This is a genomic window from Rhizobacter sp. P1_G5, from assembly GCF_056405435.1.
Map to the genome: position 1 here is coordinate 1 of NZ_JBFUCB010000563.1, position 4,043 is coordinate 4,043.

Here is a 4,043-nt window from a genome sequence, read left to right on the forward strand (position 1 = left end):
GTCCTGCCGTGCAACGTGAACGTTCGTTCCAGCCGTTCCATCGCCGATTCAATGCGATCTTGTGATGCAGGTAACACATTGTGGAACCGGTACCACTCTGGTGGAAAACGGCGGCTTCATCGGGTTCAATGGCGGCCTCGACATCCAGCGCCCGCGCTCAAGGTCCCGCCATGGAACGCTCTGCCTTCATCCTCGTCGACGGTCGTCCCGCCCGCACCGCGATCGCCGTCGGCGTGCTCGCGCTGCTGGCTGCCTGCGKGGGGGCCGAGCCCGCGGGGGCGCCGCCCGCGCAGGATGGGGCCGCGGAGCGCGCGTCGGCGCAGGCCGTGGCGGTCGGTGCCGCGACGCTGCCCGACGGACGCTATGCGATCGCCGCCGCGCAGGGCGGCCAGTGCATGGAGGCGCTGCCGGCCAACGCCGACGGCACCCGCTTCCGGCAGGCGGCCTGCAACGGCGCGCCGGCGCAGGCCTACGACCTGAAGCGCCAGCCGGACGGCAGCGTCAAGCTGACGAATGCGGCCACCGGCCGGGTGGTGGACCTGAACGGCCAGTCCACCGCCGAGGGCGCGGTGATCCACCAGTGGACCGACAACGGCACCGTCGCACAGCGCTTCACGACGCAACTGGCGGCGGGCAACCGCTACAGCTTCGTCAACGTGGGCAGCCGCAAGTGCGTCAGCGCGGCGGGCGGTGCCGGCCTGCTTCAGGCGAGCTGCGACGGCCAGGCCGCGCAGCAGTTCCTGCTGTACCCGCAGGGCACCGGCGGCCGATCGGCGCTGGCGATCGGGCAGTACGCATTGCGCGCGATGCACTCCGGCCTGTGCCTGGACATCGCCGCCGCGAGCACGGCCGACAAGGCATCGGCGATCCAGGTGCGCTGCACCGGCGCGGCCAGCCAGCGTTTCGACCTGCTGCCGGTGGCCGACGGCAGCTACCGCMTGCGCAACGCCAACAGCGGCCGGGTGCTCGACATCGAGGGCATCTCCACCGTCAGCGGCGCGCGCCTGCAGCAGTATTCCGACAGCGGCGGCGCCAACCAGCACTTCAGCGCGACCGCAGACGGCGGCGCCTTCATGCTGAAGGCCCGGCACAGCGGCAAGTGCGTGGACGTGAAGGGCAACAGCACGGCGGTGGGCGCCGAGGTGCAGCAATGGGAGTGCGGCACCGGCAAGGGCAATCAGCAATGGCGGTTCGAGGCCGTGGGCGCGGCGGCGCCAGCCCCTGCGCCCGCTCCCGCGCCTGCGCCTGCGCCGGCACCCGCTCCGAGTCCTGCGCCGAGTCCTGCGCCGGCGCCGTCCCCCTCACCGGCACCCGCTCCGTCGCCTGCGCCGGCCCCTGCGCCCGCTCCCGCGCCTGCACCGGCACCGGCACCGGCACCGGCACCGGCACCGAACAGCCCGCTCGTGTTGCCGCTGGAGGTGCTGGGCAACGGCTCGCCGCAGGCGCCGGTCGTCGCCGAAGCCAGCCTCGCCGTCGATGCGCTGAAGCTCGCCGCCGTGAACCAGCTGTGGTTCCAGTGCCACCGCTGCGGCTTCTTCGGCGCGCCGGAGTTCGAGGCCACCACGCAGCCACCCACCAGGATCAAGGCGAGCGTGCGCGTGCTCGGCGGCGTGGCGGCGGCGCAGGCCGGCAGCATCCCGTGGGTCGACATCACCGATGCGACGATGAAGCTGGCCGATGYCGAGCGCGTGCAGGGCGGCCTGACGCGCGGCGGCCTGTACACCACGCGCATGAGCCTGGTGCTCGATGCCGCCGCCAAGGCGCGCCTCGTCGCCGGTGCCAACCGCGTGCAGTTCCGCTTCAACGGCACCGACGGCGAATCCAACGGCTACCGCATCGTCGACCTGCAACTGCAGGACGCGCAGGGCGCGAGCCTCGCGAGCAATGCGGTGCAGCACACCGACGTCAAGGCCGAGAAGGACGCCGGCCGCAGCTGGAGCGCCGACGTCACCGCCGGCGACGCGCTGTGGCACGGCCAGGGCAGGCTGCTGAAGTCGACCATCGTCAACCGCGCGATCAAGGCGGCCTGCTCGTCGTGCCATGCCGAGGACGGGCGCGACCTGCAGTACTTCAACTACTCGAACAACGCCATCGTGCAGCGCGCGCGCTTCCACGGGCTCAGCGAGGCGCAGGGCAGGCAGATCGCCGCCTACATCCGTTACACCATGCAGTCGGTGCCGCATGCGAACGGCGCCGCACCGTGGAACCCGCCGTACCAGCCCGGCCCCGGGCTGGACAGCAAGCCGCTGGCCGAATGGGCGGCCGGCGCCGGCCTGGGTGCGGTGATCGAGAGCCCGGTGCAGGCGATGAAGGCGCTGTTCGGCAAGCCGCAGGACGGCAGTGCGTTGAACCTGAGCCAGGCCGACGTCGACCGCGTGATGGACGCCAACGCGACGCTGAACACCCGCGAAGGTGCGATGCCGCTGCAGTACCCGGACTGGAACGCGTGGCTGCCCACCATCCACCCGCTGGACGTGTGGCCCGCGGGCGGTGCCACCGGCTCGTTCGAGACCGGCGGCAAGTTCGCCAACGGCAGCATGAACCCGTACGCGACCTCGAAGCGGATCGCCACCTGGTTCGAATCGCACAGGAACCCGAACGGCGCCTTCGGCGACTGGAGCCACCTGCAGCCGGCCGAGCGGGCCGAGATCCAGGGCATCCTGCAGATGTCCGGCTTCGAGGCCTACAACTACCTGGGCGGCGGCCGCGGCAACCACATTGCTGCCTCGGGCGAGAACGGCGCGCAGGTCGGCGCGCGCAACCTGATGGCGCTGGCCTCGCCGGCCACCACGGCGGGCGACCCCGCCTCGTTCACCACCAACGCCTTCATCGAGCGTGCGGTGATGAGCATGCTGCACTGGAACGTGGTCAACCAGTGGCAGTGGGCGCAGCAATACGGGCTCGAGGGCAACCAGAAATGGTTCATCGGCGACTACGACAGCGCCGCGAAGACCTGGAAGGGCCGCGGCGAGGCGCGCGGCTGGCCGTTCAACACGGTGAGCGCGTTCTTCCTCGCGCCGCACATGCTGTACCAGGCCGACCAGGACGCCACCGGCAAGGTGACCCGCGAGTGGACCATGGCATGGGAAGCCGCGAACAAGATGGGCTCGTACTACCGCACCAACGCCTGGTACCAGATGCAGGTCAGCATCAACCCGGGCGGCCAGGGCGATTGGGTCAACTACTCGGTGGACTGGCCCTACCTGACCGGCTTCGACGACGTCCTGGCCAACGCGCTGGGCACCTCGACGCCGGCGCAGGCCAACTGGGCGCTGATGGCCAACATCCGGCTGCTGCAGGCGCGCATCAAGGGCGCGCAGTTCGTCAACAACGCGATCCCGCTGTACGTGCCGGGCGACACGCGCTCGATCATCCTGAACCGCGGCCGCTACAGCCGGGCGCAGACGCTGAAGCACCTGGTGCCGACCAATTTCATCGACACCGCGACGACGCAGGGCAACGGCAGCACGCCGTTCAAGAAGTTCGACCAGCTGCAGGCGGGCCTGCACCTGAAGGTCGTCAACGGCGCGATGCAGCAGTTCAACCAGCTGTTCACCGACACCGACCCGGCCCTGTGGCGGCGCTGCGATCCCAACAACATGGACCTGGGCGAACCCGAGCCGACCGCCGGCTTCGCGTTCTGCCTGGACCGCGCGAAGAAGCCGCTGGCCCCGGTGAACGGCGGCTACGCGATGAACTCGGTGGACTACCGCGTGCCGGCGGAGCAGAAGTCGCAGTACGGCATCTGGAAGATCACGCAGATGGGCGGTGACGCGCAGCGGCTGAAGAAGTGGAACGACTGGGTGCTGCGCGCCTGGCCTTGAACGAGAGAACCATGAAGAAGCAACTTTCCGACCTGTCGCGCGGCCGGCGCCTGGCGCGTGCGCGCGCGGCCACGCTGCTCRCATCGCTGACGATCGCGCTGGCCGCGTGCGGCGGCAAGGATGAGGACGGCGCGGCCGGCCCGCCGCCGACGCAGACGGATGCACCGTCTCCGGCGCCGGTGCCCGCACCCGCACCCGCGCCGGCGCCGGCCCCGGCCC

1 protein-coding gene and 1 pseudogene are annotated in these 4,043 nt (G+C 70.9%); both read left to right on the forward strand.

The genetic code is table 11. The features are described 5' to 3' along the window. The first annotated feature begins 170 nt into the window (after window positions 1–170). Window positions 171–3,824 carry an RICIN domain-containing protein gene (locus AC1D12_RS26960; protein WP_477844083.1) on the forward strand — a complete coding sequence of 1,218 codons (3,654 nt, stop codon included), beginning with the start codon at window positions 171–173 and terminating at the stop codon, window positions 3,822–3,824. Window positions 3,825–3,835: 11 nt separating this feature from the next. Next, window positions 3,836–4,043: pseudogene (locus AC1D12_RS26965) on the forward strand (hypothetical protein); the annotation flags it as partial.